This is a genomic window from Mesorhizobium sp. WSM4819 (genome assembly GCF_055811215.1).
This window is the reverse complement of sequence record NZ_JBVVQO010000001.1, coordinates 430,994-446,217: the sequence shown is the minus strand read 5'-3', so window position 1 is coordinate 446,217 and position 15,224 is coordinate 430,994. Positions and strand designations below refer to the sequence as shown.

The 15,224-nt window shown below is 59.3% G+C and carries 22 protein-coding genes and 1 pseudogene; 17 read left to right on the top strand and 6 right to left on the bottom strand.

Going from position 1 to position 15,224, the window contains the following annotated elements; translation table 11 throughout:
• From AC0L18_RS02120 to AC0L18_RS02100, 5 genes are all read right to left on the bottom strand, one after another.
• Positions 1-532 (bottom strand): transposase (locus tag AC0L18_RS02120; protein WP_473490425.1); only part of this gene is annotated, 532 nt, incomplete at its 3' end.
• A gap of 255 nt (positions 533-787) precedes the next feature.
• Positions 788-1,117: a hypothetical protein gene (locus AC0L18_RS02115; RefSeq protein ID WP_473490424.1), complete on the bottom strand. Its 330-nt coding sequence runs from the start codon at positions 1,115-1,117 to the stop codon at positions 788-790.
• Between the two features lie 305 nt (positions 1,118-1,422).
• Positions 1,423-1,686 (bottom strand): hypothetical protein, encoded by a 264-nt coding sequence (locus AC0L18_RS02110; RefSeq protein ID WP_473490423.1) that lies wholly within the window; start codon positions 1,684-1,686, stop codon positions 1,423-1,425.
• A 2-nt stretch (positions 1,687-1,688) separates the two neighbouring features.
• Entirely contained in the window at positions 1,689-2,030 is a 342-nt protein-coding gene (locus tag AC0L18_RS02105; RefSeq protein WP_473490422.1) for a hypothetical protein, read from the bottom strand.
• Positions 2,031-2,066: 36 nt separating this feature from the next.
• Positions 2,067-2,276 carry a hypothetical protein gene (locus AC0L18_RS02100; protein ID WP_473490421.1) on the bottom strand — a complete coding sequence of 70 codons (210 nt, stop codon included), beginning with the start codon at positions 2,274-2,276 and terminating at the stop codon, positions 2,067-2,069.
• A 146-nt stretch (positions 2,277-2,422) separates the two neighbouring features.
• On the opposite strand from AC0L18_RS02100, the gene AC0L18_RS02095 reads away from it, so the two are divergent.
• The 6 genes and pseudogenes from AC0L18_RS02095 to AC0L18_RS02070 all read left to right on the top strand — a co-directional run bounded on the left by AC0L18_RS02095 (position 2,423) and on the right by AC0L18_RS02070 (position 5,842).
• Positions 2,423-2,785: a hypothetical protein gene (locus tag AC0L18_RS02095; protein WP_473490420.1), complete on the top strand. Its 363-nt coding sequence runs from the start codon at positions 2,423-2,425 to the stop codon at positions 2,783-2,785.
• Between the two features lie 94 nt (positions 2,786-2,879).
• The gene (locus AC0L18_RS02090) at positions 2,880-3,866 is read left to right on the top strand and encodes a hypothetical protein (RefSeq protein WP_473490419.1); all 987 of its coding nucleotides are present in this window, start codon (positions 2,880-2,882) and stop codon (positions 3,864-3,866) included.
• A 107-nt stretch (positions 3,867-3,973) separates the two neighbouring features.
• Positions 3,974-4,117 (top strand): annotated as a pseudogene (locus AC0L18_RS02085) (hypothetical protein); the annotation flags it as partial.
• A gap of 120 nt (positions 4,118-4,237) precedes the next feature.
• Positions 4,238-4,885, top strand: coding sequence for a hypothetical protein (locus AC0L18_RS02080; RefSeq protein ID WP_473490446.1), 648 nt, complete (start codon positions 4,238-4,240; stop codon positions 4,883-4,885).
• 178 nt (positions 4,886-5,063) lie between these two features.
• Entirely contained in the window at positions 5,064-5,444 is a 381-nt protein-coding gene (locus tag AC0L18_RS02075; RefSeq protein ID WP_473490418.1) for a hypothetical protein, read from the top strand.
• Positions 5,441-5,842 carry a Rap1a/Tai family immunity protein gene (locus AC0L18_RS02070; protein ID WP_473490417.1) on the top strand — a complete coding sequence of 134 codons (402 nt, stop codon included), beginning with the start codon at positions 5,441-5,443 and terminating at the stop codon, positions 5,840-5,842. The genes AC0L18_RS02075 and AC0L18_RS02070 overlap by 4 nt, the downstream gene beginning before the upstream one ends.
• 23 nt (positions 5,843-5,865) lie before the next feature.
• On the opposite strand, the gene AC0L18_RS02065 is transcribed toward AC0L18_RS02070, so the two are convergent.
• Positions 5,866-7,251, bottom strand: coding sequence for a tyrosine-type recombinase/integrase (locus AC0L18_RS02065; protein ID WP_473490416.1), 1,386 nt, complete (start codon positions 7,249-7,251; stop codon positions 5,866-5,868).
• Positions 7,252-7,550: 299 nt separating this feature from the next.
• Between AC0L18_RS02065 and AC0L18_RS02060 the strand changes: the two genes are divergently transcribed.
• The 11 genes from AC0L18_RS02060 to AC0L18_RS02010 all read left to right on the top strand — a co-directional run bounded on the left by AC0L18_RS02060 (position 7,551) and on the right by AC0L18_RS02010 (position 15,222).
• Complete coding sequence (locus tag AC0L18_RS02060; RefSeq protein ID WP_473490415.1) at positions 7,551-8,837, top strand: tyrosine-type recombinase/integrase; 1,287 nt, start codon at positions 7,551-7,553, stop codon at positions 8,835-8,837.
• 89 nt (positions 8,838-8,926) lie between these two features.
• Entirely contained in the window at positions 8,927-9,403 is a 477-nt protein-coding gene (locus AC0L18_RS02055) for a hypothetical protein (protein ID WP_473490414.1), read from the top strand.
• Between the two features lie 67 nt (positions 9,404-9,470).
• Complete coding sequence (locus tag AC0L18_RS02050; RefSeq protein ID WP_473490413.1) at positions 9,471-9,665, top strand: helix-turn-helix transcriptional regulator; 195 nt, start codon at positions 9,471-9,473, stop codon at positions 9,663-9,665.
• Positions 9,662-9,847, top strand: a complete 186-nt coding sequence (locus tag AC0L18_RS02045) for a hypothetical protein (RefSeq protein ID WP_473490412.1) — start codon at positions 9,662-9,664, stop codon at positions 9,845-9,847. The genes AC0L18_RS02050 and AC0L18_RS02045 overlap by 4 nt, the downstream gene beginning before the upstream one ends.
• Positions 9,799-10,326: a hypothetical protein gene (locus tag AC0L18_RS02040; protein WP_473490411.1), complete on the top strand. Its 528-nt coding sequence runs from the start codon at positions 9,799-9,801 to the stop codon at positions 10,324-10,326. Before AC0L18_RS02045 ends, AC0L18_RS02040 begins: the two co-directional genes overlap by 49 nt.
• Positions 10,327-10,527: 201 nt before the next feature.
• The gene (locus AC0L18_RS02035; protein WP_473490410.1) at positions 10,528-10,818 is read left to right on the top strand and encodes a hypothetical protein; all 291 of its coding nucleotides are present in this window, start codon (positions 10,528-10,530) and stop codon (positions 10,816-10,818) included.
• A 3-nt stretch (positions 10,819-10,821) separates the two neighbouring features.
• Positions 10,822-12,057, top strand: coding sequence for an AAA family ATPase (locus AC0L18_RS02030; RefSeq protein WP_473490409.1), 1,236 nt, complete (start codon positions 10,822-10,824; stop codon positions 12,055-12,057).
• Positions 12,058-12,424: 367 nt separating this feature from the next.
• The gene (locus tag AC0L18_RS02025) at positions 12,425-12,826 is read left to right on the top strand and encodes a hypothetical protein (protein WP_473490408.1); all 402 of its coding nucleotides are present in this window, start codon (positions 12,425-12,427) and stop codon (positions 12,824-12,826) included.
• Entirely contained in the window at positions 12,823-14,262 is a 1,440-nt protein-coding gene (locus AC0L18_RS02020) for a hypothetical protein (RefSeq protein ID WP_473490407.1), read from the top strand. Before AC0L18_RS02025 ends, AC0L18_RS02020 begins: the two co-directional genes overlap by 4 nt.
• Entirely contained in the window at positions 14,259-14,429 is a 171-nt protein-coding gene (locus AC0L18_RS02015) for a hypothetical protein (RefSeq protein WP_473490406.1), read from the top strand. The genes AC0L18_RS02020 and AC0L18_RS02015 overlap by 4 nt, the downstream gene beginning before the upstream one ends.
• 124 nt (positions 14,430-14,553) lie before the next feature.
• Positions 14,554-15,222 (top strand): hypothetical protein, encoded by a 669-nt coding sequence (locus AC0L18_RS02010; RefSeq protein WP_473490405.1) that lies wholly within the window; start codon positions 14,554-14,556, stop codon positions 15,220-15,222.
• Positions 15,223-15,224 lie beyond the last annotated feature (2 nt).

Genomic DNA, 15,224 nt, shown 5'->3' with positions numbered 1-15,224 from the left:
TGGCGATCACGCCGGCCTCGCGCGCCCGCTCATAGCGCGCATCCAGAATGAGGTACGGGTAAGGTTCGGCAAGCCGCCGCTCAAAGAACGCCTTCAGCGCCTCATCCAGCCGCGCCGTCGCCTGGCTTACCGTCGAGGCCGAGAAGGAATGGCCGCACAGTTCCTCGGTGATCGCCTTCACCTTGCGCGTCGATACGCCTTGCACGTACATCTCGACCAGCGCCGATACCAGTGCCTTCTCCGAGCGTTGATAACGCTCAAACAACTCCGTCGAGAACCGGCCGGCCCGATCTTGCGGAACCCGAAGCTCCAGCACGCCAACCCGCGTCACAAGCTTGCGTTCGTAATAGCCGGACCGGTAACCAACCCGCTCCGTCGTCCGCTCGCCTTTCTCGGCCCCGATCGCCTCCGTCATCTCGGCTTCCAAAGCCTCCTGCACGACAGTCTGCAAAACTCTGCGAAAGCCGTCCTCATCCGACAACAGCAACGCTTTCAACTCACCTCTGCTCAGTCTAACGTCTCGCTTGGTCATGGCACTTACCCTTCCACGGGAATCGGTGATCGCAACGTCACCAGCGTGCCATGGCCGCCCCTCGCCTCAGAGTAAGGGCTGCTCTCTCTCCAGAGCTTTTTGCAGAACCTTCAGGACACTATCGAGCGTCGGCCCTCTGCCTGTCAGCTCTGGAATGCGAGGAGGTTGACCCTAAGGAGATACGGGAGGCATTCGAGGCTGCCGCTAAGGAGGCCAAGATGCTGATTCAATAACATCTGCGTTACCGACAGGCACCTACGAAAACAGTACGCATTCATCCGGTTTTCTTGGATTTACCTTTATGAGCACAGTGTCTCCGGCATGTTTATTGGTGGTCTCCTTTCTATAAAAATTCCTAGCTATCGAGTCATATAACTTGCCATCGAACCAGTAACTCACTCTTATATTATACGTTACAGGATCAACAGCGGCAGTCAATCTATCTACAACCCTGGACTCAAGCACCGGCCAATCTATCGCCTTCGCTGCAAATATATTCTCCTGGATAGTTGCGATAACAAAACCAAAGACTCCAATTATAAAGCACACGAAGACAAAAATAAAACCAGCATGATAATTATCCATTCTTTCTCACGTCGTTTGCTAGAAGATATTAACATTGCCTAGAAAGAGATTTCTGGTCGTTCGTCTTCTCATCATACCCTGCCCACACGTTGTCCAGGCTTATCGCCTGCGTCAGATCCGATAGCGAGTAGGGGAAAAACCAGTGACGCAACTTCAAATCGCCCTACATGATGATCGTACTCTCGTATCTGGCTGCTGCCTACGCTCTCTACTTTCATATTAGCTGTATGGTCTCCTAGGTCCCTGTGCCCCTCGGCTACACCAGTGGAGAACTGCTGGGGAGCCTAAGGGGTACTGGCCAACCGTCACTCCATGTCTGGCACGTCGCCACCAACAAAGAGCGTCGTCGGCTCACCGTATTCGCCGAGCGCCGGGTTAGCTTCACGCGACCACGCGATTACACCGGCATGTTTCCCTGCCAAGCCCTTGGCGGTTCTTATCGCCCGCTCTTCGGTCTGCTGCTCGGCTGGCCCAAAGACAGGCTGAAGGTCGCCGCTCTCGTCGCGGTCGAAGGCAGTGACTACGATGAGTTTAGGGGTCTTCTGCTGTGGGAGGATGTTCTCTGACATGCTCATTGTCTTTCGTTGAACCGCCGCTCAGACGTCAAGGACGCGAGCTTATTCGATGGCAGGCGTACAGCGTCGCTCGGCCTACCTGGACCAGTCGCAACGGCACCAACTATAGGCACCATCGACAGTGCCAGCTTTGGAGCTTTCTGTTCGCCCTTTAGGTCTGCGATTTCCTCGTCACGTCTTGCTATTCGGCTTTCCAGATTGGCGATACGCTCGGTCAGCAAGTAGCGGCCGACTAGGAAGCCCCCGCCTCCGAAGAGAACTGCAAACGTCGCAAAGACGGCCGGGTTCGCCAGCACCAGCGCCGAGTTGGCTTCTAGGAAAGCTATAAGGTCATGCATCGGGCAAAATCGTCCTCGCGTGAGCGCCCACGGCTGTCACCTCAACACTGGCGGCGTGTCGTCGTAGCTGACATGCACCAAGCCCGGATGCCGGTGCGCGAGAGCGACTATCTGGGTCTCAAGCTCGCAATTGTAGGCCATGAGCGCCTTCACCGTCTCAAGCGGGCTGTCGTAACGAGCGATGAGTTTCTCGGCTTCGGACTGCAGTTCCGCCTTGGCCTCGGGGTCCAGATGCAAAATGCCCATTGTGGTGCCTCCTATCGCCGTTGCCCGGCGCGGTGCCGAGAGTGCATCAAGCCGTCCCTGAAGATGCCCGTTAAGGGCGATCACTTCCTTGAGCGCCTTCACTACGCCCCATGACACAGTGAACAAAATAGGAACAAAGCTGTCAAGTGAGAATTGACCAGAGGAGGAATGTGTTCCTATCTTGGATCATGCCTGACACTGGTGGAAGACGTAAACGCGGCAGCGAATGGAAGCTCAGCAATGCCCACGAGGTCGGGCAGCTCGTGCGCGTCCAGTGCGGGCTCTGCAACGTCAAGCGCTGGTATCAGCCAGGAGACCTGAAGGAAATCTTCGGGGACATTGAGGCGGAACTGGTGGGGAGCAAAATGAGCTGCGAACGGTGCGGTAAAAATGACTGTATGCACGCCGAGACACAGAACCCCACGGCGCGGGAACGGCATGGCATTAGAGTTAGGCGGCTAGCTGAAATCCAGACGGTGCGGCGGGTGGTGTGGCGGGATGAGGATTGATGGTCCGCTTTGACCATTAGAGGATGACCGAGCCCTGATGTTTGCCAAATGGCCCAACGGGAGACTAATCGTAAGGTGTGAGTGGCTTGCTGGCATGACTGATTCGGATGGCGAGAACGCGAGGAGCTTCCTCGACGGCTTACGACGGGGCGACCTGTCTGCGCTGTTGGTTCCTGCGCGCGTGGAATACGGAATCGACACCTCCAACCGCACGGTTGTCATTGTGCGCGCTCCTCAACCGTTCGCAGAGGCACTGTCAGGACTGCCGGAGCAGGATCGCAAGCGGATAGCTGAGGCCATCCTCAGCAGGCGATCCGACCTAGCCGTCCCCGACGACATCATCGTCAAGCAGGCAGGCGACCCAATGGATGGGTTCATTACTCTCCTTCCGGACCTCCTCATCCATCGGGAAATGATGATCGCTGTGGCGACCGGGGTGAAGGCCATACAGGACGTTGAAGACTACTACGGCGCACGTCAGGCGCGCCTCCTCGAAGCATGCGCTGCAGCAGGAATACAGTATGAGAACCCGCACGAGGGGTTGTGGGACTGGTACCGATTTTGGAAGGACAACAACTTTGGGTCCTACGCCGAGCGCAGGGCATACGTGCGGAAGCTCTTCGCGGGACCGATCGCGTCCGCTGCAGGTCGAGTGAATAATCCCGGTCCTGTCGTCGAGCGCAAGCAGACTGGTTGGGAAAGGGTAGACCGCTCTCTGGGCAGAGCGCGCACGGGCTTCTCCAACGCCTCAGCCGAAGAGGACTGGCAAGCCGTTGGTCTCGTGTGTCGCGAGGTGCTTATCTCACTGGGGCAAGCCGTATACGTCGATGGGTTGCATGAGCCCGAGGACAAAGTGAAGCCTAGCCCTACCGACGCGAAACGAATGCTGGAGGCTTACGTGAGGCACACGCTACCGGGGGATGGGTACAAAGAGGTCAGATCCCACGCCCGTGCCGCAGTCGACCTAGCTGTGCATCTACAACACCGCCGGACAGCGACCCGGCAGATGGCAGCCCTCTGCCTGGAGGCGACTTCGTCGGCTGTTGCCGTGGTGGCGATTATCGCGGGTCAAAAGGTCTAGATGGGGCGGTGCGTCACTGGCGGATGGCCTCTTGCGAGGTGGTGATGTTGTAGAGGTTGCACATCTGCGTAGGATGCCCCGGCCAAGTGTCGTAATCCAGAATTAAAATGACCCACGGACCTGATGCCATTCCGTCGAAAGGTGCCTGCATCTACTGCGGAGACAGAGCAGTCATGCTAACGGACGAACACGTGGTGCCTTTAGGCATGGGCGGGAAGCACGTACTCCTCAAAGCGAGTTGCCTCCGCTGCAACAAAGTGACTTCTAGATTTGAGCAGGACGTTCTCCGGGAACTATGGGGCGAAGCGAGAATTAGCTATGGGTCGCCAACGCGCCGCCGCCTCAGAAGGGCGTCAAAAACCCACATAAACATGATGTTGCCGGACCAGTCCCGAAGCATCGACATCCCTGTTTCTGAATACCCCGCCGCCATGGTCTATTATGAAATGGGTCAAGCTGGGGCACTAGCTGGGCTTGATCCATCGGTTGACACATCGGGCAGTTGGAAACTGACTACAGTGACCGACCAAACGAGGCTGGATGCCTTTCCGTTGAAATACGGCGTCAGCCCCACAATGAAGTTCAGGCACGTGCCAGTGAGTTTCGGTCGGACGATGGTGAAGATTGGCTTTTGTCAAATCCTTACGGCATTAGATCCGGGCGATTTCCGGCCGTACTGTCTCTCGTTTCTAATGGGCCAAAGGAATAATCTCTCGCATGTCGTCGGTAGCAATGGCGCGATGGATGAGCCAGCAACTCAATTCGGATACGTTTTGCGGACACACGCTTTTGGAAAGCCAGACCATCTCTTCTTGGTGGCCGAGGTGCGTCTCGTCGCAAACAACTCGACGCCCACGTATCACGTCGTGGTCGGCGATGTGGTCGGAAGGGACAATGTCGCGCGTGTCCGGCAGAAGCTGGGCAACCCGGCAGAGAATGTTCTGAACGGATGGCCGGTTGTGATCGACGCTCAAATGCCTAAGTGGACGCCAAGAGTTTGGCCGAACCTCGCAAGTTAGGAACATTGCTTGGGCACCTAGAATTGCGGAATTGGCTTGCCTGGCCCGACCCACAGCGACGAGGCTAGCCAAGCGCGAGAAGAGGTTTTGAAGATCACCAAGGGTCTGCGCGGAATTTTTGTCCAGAACACTCCGGGACAAATCGGCTATGGTCTGCCCAGCTTACATCGGGGGGTTCGTGATTAAAGCTCTGAAGCTGTGCGGGGTGTTGTTATGTGCGGTGGTCCTCGCTTCCACCGCCCGTGCAGAGGTTCTTTCGTTCCAATGCAGTTGGGACCAAAAGGCTCCTCTTAGGATTGAGGTAGACACCGGCACCATGACTGCCTCGCGAGATGACGGCGGAACTCCCTACCGCGTCATAAAGGTGTCGAAGTGGGGCGTGTGGCTGCTGGTCGATCAGCCAAGCAATGTGATTGCGGCTGCAGTCCAGATGATTGAGCGATCTTCCGGCTTCGATGATCCCAGCGGCCCCGGTAAGTGGGTCGACGTGAGCATTTCTATTACCGGGTCAGTTTCCCCGATTGAGGGCGGCAAGTGTTGGGAAAGGGGAGAACGATGAAATACATCATTGCCGTGGCGGTCGTTCTGGTCTCCTCACAAGCGTCGAAAGCAGCAGAGGGAACACAACTGCTGGGGGCCTGCCGTGAGCTTGTTGGAGGTGTTCACAGCAACAATCAGATTAAAGACGGCATCAACGTCCCAAGCACCTTCACTTCCGGGCTGTGCATGGGGTCGATGGAAATGCTGCAAGGTCTGTCGCAGCTATGGTTTCAGGGGGAAAGTCGGCCAGCCTTGGCCCTGTGTGTGCCGCCCGGAGTGCGGACAACACAGTACGCTCGCATCGTCGTCAAATACCTTGATGCTCACCCTGAAGAGCTGCACCAAGATGGCTCGTACCTTGCCTATATGGCGCTGAACTCAGCCTTCCCCTGTAAGGAGGCACAGTCCGCAAAGTAGGTGGGTGAGATGGCAGCGCGGCTTTATGCAAACGCCTTCTCGAGCGCCCGTCTGGCGACCTCAAGCCGCGCCTCATCGCCACCATAGTCCTCCCCAACGCTCCCCGAGGAGTGACCCAGAACAATGTCTTGGTCTGACTTGGTGACGCCGGCCAGTCGCAGCCGGTCTTTCATCAGGTGGCGAAGGGAATGGGTGGTGGCCTTAGGGTCAGTCACGCATGAGCGAACATGCTTGCCGAGGGCAGCAGAGGCTGACGCGGGACCACGGGGTCGGCCATAGGCCGGGAACAGCATTGAGGCTTTGCCGGCGGCCTTGACGGCTTCCTTTGCAGCCTCCAAAGCGGCACCTAACAGCGGAACGTTGCGACGCGACACTTTGTTCTTAATGCGGCGGTCGTCATGCCACTCGACAGTGATGTGCGCAATGGTGTGGTCAAGATGCACGTCTGCGACACGAAGGCCTGAGACTTCAGCAAGGCGGCACCCGGTTCCGTTTAGAATTGTCCAGATGTGTTGAAGGTCGGCCTTGGCATGGTACGCGATGCGGGCGGTTATCGCGGCGACCTCATCCAAGGTGAAGGGCCGGCGTTTGTCTTTATCAGGCTCTGCCTTGTCCCTGGGCGCGGCCTCCAAGTTCATGAACGGATTGGTGACGCCAGCGAGGTCAAATTCTCTGATGGCGTGGTTGATCATCGCGCGGACCACGTTCAGATAGCGGTCCACAGAAGACGCTTTGCGACCGTCGAGCATGTGGTCGCGGACTTCCTTGGCGTCCTCGCGCTTGATGCTTGCCAGCTTGCGGTCTTTGCCGAGCGCTTCCTTGACGAGCTTGAAAACCCGCTCAAGCTCCATCTGCTTCGTCTCGTCGTCCCCAACGCGCTCCTTAAGATAGAGCCGCTTGGCGTCTTCTAGGGTCGGGGCTGGGATACCCGATGGGTTCAGCATCAGCGCGCGCGCCAATGCGGTGTCTGCCTCGGTCGGGAGGAAATCGGGGAGGGGGAGGTCGTCGTCGTCGTACTCGACACTGTCGAAATTGGGAACGTACTTGCGGGCAAGCTTCTCGATGGCCTTCAATCTAGCCTGCCAGTCCGTGTCATACTCGATTTCGTCGAGAGACGGGGAGTCGCGGTCTTGGCGGAAGCCCAGCTTGCGGGCTGCGGCTATGCCGTCGCGGAAATGTCCCCACTCTGTCGGCGCAGGGCCATTGGCTCGCTTGACCGCCTCGGACAAGAGTTTCTCGGCCTCGGCGTGAACCCTCGGGTACTTCTTGAGGGCTTCCTGTTCGGTGGCCCCAAGCGGCACGAGGTGTTCTCGCTTGCCCAGAATGGTCCGAAGTTCCTCAGGTATTTTGCGCCTGTAGCGCCAGCCAGCCTTGCCGCGTTTCTGTATGTGCTTCACGTCAATCTTCATGCTCAGGGTACCCCGCAGTGTATCTCGCGGTGTATCTCTGGGGAGGCGGGAACCCTTGCAACCCTTGGGTTTCAAGACTTTTCTGGTGATAGTGGCTCCCCGGGCCGGATTCGAACCAGCGACCAACCGGTTAACAGCCGCTCTCAGTAGTGCCACCTAGCGCACATTACCGGTTGATCGATGAGGCTGTATCCCTTGTAAATCATGGGTATGCGCTTTTGCTATTGCACATTAGCGCACACTAGGGCAACATAAGCAGCAGACGAAACCTGTTGCCCCAATGTTGCCCCGAGGACGATATGCCCCGCGAGAACCTGACAGAAAACCGATTGAAGGCACTTAAGCCCGCGAAGGCTGGCCAGCGTTACGACATCATGGATGGCATCGTTCCTGGCATGGGGATCAGGGTGACCGACAAGGGACAGAAGACATTCATCTTCGTCTCCCGTTTTCCTGGCAGTTCGAACCCGACGCGGCGCGCTCTTGGCGAATATGGAGCGCTCACGCTCGAAGCGGCGCGCATCAAGGCGAGGGAGTGGCATGGGCTCATTGCCAAGGGCATTGACCCCCGCGTGAAGGCAGACGAGGAACGTGAGACGGCGGCACGTGCAGCGGCAGAGAAGCGCGACAAGTCTTTCGAGACGATCCTTGACCGGTTCATCAAAGCCCGGCGCCGTGATGGCATTCGCAAGGCCGATGAGGACGAACGCGACTTCAACCGCGAATGCCTGCCAGCGTGGCAAGGGAAGGCGGTAGGGGACATTCGCAGCGCCGACGTGATGGCGGTGCTGGAGAAGATCAACGAGCGCGGCAAGCAGCGGCAGGCGCTGAATATGGCACAGAAAATCGGGACGTTCTTTTCGTGGTGCGTTGATGACGAGGTAATCGAGGTCTCGCCGTTTCGCGCTAAGAAGGTGCGCACCACGATCGGCGAGAAGGCATCGCGGGAGAGGGTGCTGACCGATGCCGAGATCAAGGCGCTGTGGACGGTCACAGCCGGCTCGACGAAGGGCTTGGGCTCTGTTGAGGCCAGTGTGTACCGCCTGCTGCTGCTGACTGGCCAGCGGCTCAATGACATTGCGCAGGCGTCGTGGTCCGAGATCGACTTAGACCGCAAAACGTTGACCGTGCCGGCGGCGCGCTTCAAGTCCGGTCGCGACCATGTTGTGCCGCTCACTGCGGAGGCGGTTGATATCATCGGCAAGCTGCCGCGCTTCAAGAAGTGCAACTGGCTCTGCTCTCTCGACGGCGAGGGGCCGGTGACCATCGGGCACAAGGTCAAGCTGCGGATCGATGCAGCCATGCTCGCGGCGATGCTGGAGGACGACCCCGAGGCGCAATTGCCTGCCTGGGTCAACCATGACATCCGCCGAACGGTTCGTACCCGGTTGTCCGAGCTCGACGTGATGGACGAAGTGGCCGAGGCTGTCATCGGGCACGTGCCTACGTCCCTTGTCAGAACGTACAACCAGTCCGACCGCCTCAAGGTCAAGCGGGACGCGCTGACGCGATGGGAGGGTGCCCTGGCTGCCATTGTCGGAAGGGCGAAGGCTTCTAACGTCGTTACGATCCCAAGGGCATCATAAACCACAAGGAACCACTAAAGCCGTGCCATACCCCTTGACATCGGCGAACGTGACAAGTACGTATTACGTACTTAATGGATGATTTCTCGATGACCGACTACAGCCTTGCCGACTTGACCAAGATCACCGATTCCAAGCGCCGGTCGGTGCAGCTGTGGGCGGAGGCCGGCGTCATCCATGCCGATGTCGAGACAGAACGGGCAGGCACTGGAGTTCATCGACGTTTTTCCCGTAACGAAGCCATCATCGCGGTGCTGATCGCCAGACGGGCTGAGTTGCGGATCTCGATCGGCATGTTGAAGCTGCTTGCAGACCACTACCGAACACTAATGCAGCGTTTCGACGTGATCTTCGAGGAATGCATCGCCGGCAGGATGACCGCCTACATGGCTGACTACGCCGACGTTGGCCATACGGCCTTCTCGTCCACCTTTCATGCAGTTGACCCTTCCGTCTCACCAGAAAAGCAGACGCAAGCCCTTGGTGCCTTTCTTCAAAAGGCGACCGATCAGGCTGGCGGCTGCCAAGTAATGCGTCTCGATAGATACCTTGCCGTACTCCGGTGAGGTGTTTTTTTGTCTAAATAAGTACGTAGAACGTACTTGATCAGCAGCAGCCACAAGGAAGCACCCCATGCCCCTTATCCCTCTCAATGAATTACCTGCCAAAGGCATCACCTACAGCCGCAACTACATCGATCGGCTGATCAAGGAACATCGCTTTCCGCAGCCGGTCTACCTCTCGCCGCGCCGTCGCGCTTTCCTCGAATCTGAAATCGATGCGTGGATCAAGGCCCGTGTCGACCAGCGCGACGAGGTGGCGTCATGACTGGCATTGGTCATCACGACAATCCGACGATCGACGAGGCTGCCCGTTGGCTTGCGACCACGCCAGTTCGCCAGCGTGAAAGGCCGGCGGTGCCGCTCCTGCGCGAACGCTTCGGCTTAAGCGCGAAAGAATCGTGCATGGCGATCGCCGCAGCAAACCTCATCAAGGCGAGGGCGGCATGAGCGCGCCAGAGCTTTGCATCCTTGGCATTGATCCCGGAGCGTCCGGTGCGATTGCCTTCTATTTTCCGTCTCGACCGGATTTGATCGGCGCTGAAGACGTTCCGCTAGCCGGCGGCGAGATCGACGCGGCCACATTGGCGCACCGCATCGTGCAAATGGCCCCCACCGTCGCCATCATCGAGCAGGTCGGGCCCATGCCGAAACAGGGCGTCTCGTCGACCTTCAAGTTCGGCGTCGCCTACGGCGTCGTTCGCGGCGTGGTGCAGGCGCTCAACGTCCCGATGCACCTTGTCACGCCTGGTCGCTGGAAAAAGCATTTCCGTCTAGACAGTGACAAGGAGAAGGCCCGCGCTTTAGCGCTTCGCTACTGGCCATCGAGCATCCATTTCAGCCGCAAGAAAGATCACGGTCGCGCTGAAGCGGCTTTGCTTGCACGTTTCGCTGCTGAGACGATTGGAGGCGCAAATGTGGCCTCCTGAAAATGGAAACGCCGCCCCGATGGCAGTCGGGAACGGCGTCGGTCGAACTGGTGCTTCCGAAGGCAACCTGGCAGCAATCTACCCGACCTTCAGCCGATCCGCAACGGAGTTCGCGGCATTTGTCGTGGCGGCACGCTTCCATCTCTCGCCATGCATGGCCCGCCTGGTCTGTGAGCTGGCATCTATCGGCGGGAGGCTGGCATGACGAACGAACCAGTTCCGGGTGCCGTCGTTGCCGCTGTCCGTGTGGCTCGCTTCAGCCTGCTCGACGCGCAGTTTCGTCTCGATGACGTCGACTACGAATGCATGCTGCTCGACAGCTTGGTCGGTGGTTCTGCCGCGCTTTTGGCCGAATGGGCGGGCCGACGAGTGCCGCAGGACCCAGACCCTCGCAGATTGTGGAACCCATGCGACCCGTCGTCGGGGCTGGTGCCCGAATGGATGATCGAGGCTGCGCGCGAATACCGCTGCTGGCAGAAACGGACTTATTGACCAATGAACTACAGCCACACAGACCCAATCGCGGCGCGCATGGACGATCCCTGGCGTGGTGTTGATTATGACGGCAAGCCAAGCCCATCTCAATTGCGGATCGCGGCAGCGCCGTTCGTCTGGCGCGAGCCGGCCGACATCCCGCCGCGTCGATGGTTGTTCGGTGGTCACTACATTCGCGGCTACGTCACCGGCACGGTTGCCCCTGGTGGCATGGGGAAGACGTCTGTCGTGCAGACTGAAGCGCTGTCCATGGTGACGGGGCGCGACCTTCTCGGGATCAAGCCAGACCTTGCATCCCTCAAGGCCTGGATCTGGAATCTTGAAGACCCGACCGAAGAGGTTGAACGCCGCTTCGCAGCGTCCGTCGTGCATCACGGCATCAATCCACATGACCTCGCCGGCAGGCTGTTCGTCAATTCGGGGCGAGATACGCCGCTGGTGATCGCCCGCAAGGTCAAGGACGCCATCACGGTGGCCGAGCCGGTCATTGACGCCCTGGTTGCCGAGATCGACGCCAACGGCATCGACGTGCTGATTATAGATCCCTTCGTCAGCAGCCATGGCCTTCCTGAGAATGACAACGCCGCGATAGACGCCGCGGTCAAAGCGTGGGGCCGTGTTGCCGGTCGCGGCAACTGTTCCGTCGAACTGGTGCACCATTCCCGCAAGCTCAATGGCGACGCCATATCGGCTGATAGTGCCAGGGGCGGCAGCGCCTTTGTCGATGGTTGCCGGGCTGTCCGCGTCATCAACCGCATGTCCGAAGAGGAAGCAACGCGGCTTGGTGTGGATGAGGCGCGCCGATTTTTCTTCATGCTGGCCGACAAGCAGAACATGGCGCCGCCGGCAGACAAGCGAGACTGGTATCAGCTTGTGTCCGTGCCGCTGGCCAATGGCGACAATGTTGCTGCTGTGGACAAGTGGACCCCGCCCAATCCGTTTGATGACGTGACGCCGGATCATCTTCGCCGCGTCCAGGCACTCTTTGCCAGCAGCGACTACAGGGAAAGCGAGCAATCGCCGGAATGGGGCGGCAATGCCGTGGCTACTGTCCTTGACCTCGATGTCGGCGCCGGCAGAAAGGCAAGTGAGCGAACCGGGCAGCAGAAGGCCGCTAGAGCGAAGATCAAGGGCATTCTTCGGACGTGGCAGGATAGCGGCGCCATCATCCTGGAAACCCGCGCTGATGCCAAGCGGATGAACAAGCTGTTCTATGCCTGTGGGGAGCCCGCATGACCGTCACTGGCAACTTGTCCACCATGCTTGCCTCACTGCCTCACCCACTAGTGCGGCAAGGTGCGGCAACTGCGGCAAATGCACTGCCTCACCACCACCCTTATAGGGGTGTGGGGTGGGGCGGGGCAGGCAAGTGTTGCAGATTTCAGGTGCGGCAAAAGCAATCTGGAAATGGGCGGTCAAACCCGCGTGAGACACTCGTTCGCGAGACGGTTTTTTCTGCCGGGCTGAGAATGGTGAAAATCGGCCGTTTTTGGCGAAAACCGGCTCACAACCGGTTGATCAACATGCCTGTATCCCTTGCTTTTCAAGGCGTTTAGCTACATTATCGCGTGACTGCTTCGTTTCGGGGCAACATTAGGGCAACATGGCGGGCGAAAAAGTGCAGGCAGATACCGGCGAGATGGAAGGCGAAGCCCCTACGAAGGGGGGCGGGAAGCTCAGGCTTCGCACCTTGGCCGACCTCGATAGCCGGACGCGCGCTGCTCGTGCCGTTCTTGATCGCCGCGACGCCTTTGCGGCGGACCTTGGCGGCAGTGACAACCTTTCCGTCATGCAGCGCGAGCTTATCGATTCCGCTGCCTTCCTGGGCGCCTTACGGGAGGACGCCGCTGCATCGTGGTTATCGGGCGACCCGATCGACGCGAGTGAGTTCGCCGGCATCTGCAAGTCACAGCGCCAAATCATCGCCGATCTCGGCCTTAAGCGCGTCGCCCACGATATCAACGACCTCGGTTCCTACCTCCAGCGCAAGGCGAACGCCGCATGACGCTGATAGAGGCCCTGGACGATCCCAAGCTGTTCGCGCCATGGTTCCGCGACGTTGAGACGTGGCAGGCCTGGCGTGCCTTCCTTGCCGCGCTGTTCGGCCTTCCAATGTCTGACGAGCAGCTGGCAATCTTCACTGCCTGCACCGCACGGCAGCACGCCCCTACGGTGGCCGCCAAGGAGGCGTGGCTGATCATCGGGCGTCGTGGTGGCAAGTCGTTCATGATGGCGCTGACGGCTGTCTATCTCGCTGCCTTCCGAGACTATCGCCCATTCCTTGCCCCTGGTGAGCGCGCCACCATCCTCGTCATCGCAGCCGATCGGAAGCAAGCCAGGGTGATCATGAGGTACTGCAAAGGCCTGATGGACGGCGTCCCCATGCTCGCGAAGATGATCGAGCGTGAAGCGCAAGAGAGCTTTGACCTCACCAACTCGACCACGATCGAGGTTGCTACCGCCAACTTCCGCACCGTGCGCGGTTACACCCTTGCCGCTGCAATTGCCGACGAGGTCGCCTTCTGGCGGTCGGAAGACAGCGCGAGCCCGGACAAGGAGGTTCTGGACGCTCTGCGGCCTGCCATGCTGACCATTCCGAATGCGATGCTCTTGTGCGCCTCGTCGCCCTATGCCCGCCGTGGGGTGCTCTGGGATGCCCGCCAGCGCCACTACGGCCACGATGCTGCGCCGCTCGTCTGGCAAGCCTCGACTCGCACCATGAACCCCTCTGTGCCTCAGGAGGAGATCGACAAGAAGTACGAGGAGGACGCTGCCGTTGCCGCGGCTGAATATGGCGCGCAGTTCCGTTCCGATCTTCAAAGCTTCGTCGACCGGGAGGCTGTGGACGCCTGTGTGGAGCTCGGCATGCGCGAGCGGCCTTTCGAACGGCAATGGGAATACACCGCCTTTGTCGATCCGTCGGGCGGCGCCGTCGATGCCATGACGCTCGGCATTGCTCACCGCGAGGGCAAGACCGCCATTCTCGATGCCATCCGCGAGATCAAGCCGCCGTTCAACCCGGCCGCGGTGGTCGAAGAGTTCGCGCTGCTGATGAAAGCTCACAAGATCACGTCGGTTTATGGCGACCGCTACGCTGGTGAATGGCCGCGCGAGGCATTCCGCCACCATGGGATCAACTACATCCTCAGCGGCAAGACCCGTTCCGACATCTATCGGGACACGCTGCCCCTGATCAACGCCGGCCTCGTTTCCCTGCTCGATCACCCGAAGATGATTGCGCAGCTTGTCGGCCTTGAACGCCGTGTTGCTGCCCGAGGGAAGGATTCAATCGACCATCCGCCGGGCGGGCACGATGACCTGATCAACGCCGCCGCTGGCGCGCTGGAGAAGGCCTACGAAACCGACGGACGGCCTAGATCAACCTTCACCGGCCCGAAGCCGAAGCCTGTCTATACCGACCCACTTGGAGATTTCCGATGAACACCCCAATCACCGACGCCAATCCGTTCAAGCGCGATGCGGACGGCAAGATCCCGAATTTGACGGCGATTGCCAATTTGTGCCGGGCCGATCCGCGCAAGGCCATTCTGCTTTGCAGAGAGGCTGGCGAAAATCTCGACAAATGGTTTCCGATGAACCCCCGATGAAGGAGGCAAACATGTCCGCAAGCACGAATTCAGCGCCGGTCAATGCGAAAAAGTTGCGCAAAGCGCAGAAAGCCGCCGTGGCCAAAGCCAAGGCACGCACCGCGAAAGGTTCAAGAAAATGACCATGCTGCTGTCAGCTCATTCTGAGGCGCTTCACGCCGCCCGCACGTCTGCCGAGTTCGCCGCGGTGATTTCCGCGCTCGATACCGACCTCAATGCGGCCATCACTCGCAAGGCCGAACTGGAGAAGGCCGAGGACAAGGCCATCTTCGGCGATGGCGATCTGGCTGAAGTCCGCGCCGCGCTCGCTGACCTCAACTCCGAGATCGCGCTTTACGAAAAAGCCATCGAGGGCGCCGATCTCAGGCGCATCGAGGCGGCCAGGAACGAGGCTGCCGTTGATATCGAGGCGCTTGGCAAGGATGCCAAGGCGAAAGCGGCCGAACTCTCGAAGCGCTGGAAAAAGGTCTATGGCCTCATTGAGCAGGCGCGCGCCGAACTGTTCGAATGCGATGCTCTCAGGCGATCCCTGATCGGCACCGATGGCGAGTTTGAGAAGGCCCGACGCCCTGATCTGCGCATCAACCTGACAACCCTTCGCCGTGAGGCAATGGCCGGCCCGCGAGCGTCTATCCCGGCACGATTGAGCCGCCCGGCGGTGCAGGCGGACACGCTGCTGCTGTCGTTTCTGAGCCTTGGCGGGCCACTCGACAACCGAGCCGGCATTCGGGCGCAAACCAATGGTGTCACGTCCAACGCCGATTTCCGGCATCAGACAGAGGCGAGGGACTGATC